General features: G+C 64.1%; 1 protein-coding gene. It reads right to left on the bottom strand.

The window, feature by feature from the left end; genetic code table 11:
- Window positions 1-89: 89 nt before the first annotated feature.
- On the bottom strand, window positions 90-663 hold a 574-nt coding region (locus ABB30_RS15410; protein WP_152980798.1), incomplete at its 5' end, for a GAF domain-containing protein.

The following is a 663-nucleotide window of genomic DNA, read 5'->3' as shown; positions in this document are numbered from 1 at the left end:
TTGATCTCGTAATGTTGCTCTGTGCGCCAGGTGCATATTGTTTCAAGAGAGTGCCCCCTTATTGGCCACCGTGCAGAAACTCCGTTACCTCAGGGCCGTTTTCGGCCGCGTGGTGGACTTACCGGCCCGGCTTTTGGCGCCGGCCCTGCAACAGGGCCGGCGTTGTTGGTCCATGTCCTGTCGGAGGTAATGGACTGCACCAGAGCATCGCCCATGAGCTGCAGCAGGGCCTGGTCATCCTCGCTCAAGTGACGCGGGGCATCATCGACGATGCACAGGCTGCCGATCACCTGCCCCAGGTGGCGTAGCGGTACCCCGGCATAGAAGCGCAGCCCGTGCTGCTGCACCACGGCCATGTCCATCATGCGTGGGTCGCTGAGCAGGTCATCGATCACCAGCGGCGCGTCTTCCTCCACCAGGTGGGTGCAGATCGTGTTGCCGCGGGCCATTCCCCCCGGCAGGGCGGCCAGTGGCAGCAGGGCGCCAGGGGCAAATACCGTGTCCGCATCGATCCACGAGACCTGGGCATAGCGGGTATCGAAGGCATTGGCGGCCTTGCGGGCGGTATCGGCATACAGCCGGTAGTGACGCCGGTCCAGGGCACCGGCGTCACTACCGGCTGTATGCCGATACCGCCCGCAAGGCCGCCAATGCCTTCGATAC

Source organism: Stenotrophomonas ginsengisoli (genome assembly GCF_001431485.1).
Lineage (GTDB): Bacteria > Pseudomonadota > Gammaproteobacteria > Xanthomonadales > Xanthomonadaceae > Stenotrophomonas > Stenotrophomonas ginsengisoli.
Note: the sequence above shows the minus strand (reverse complement) of the source record. Positions and strands in the feature narration are given on the sequence as shown.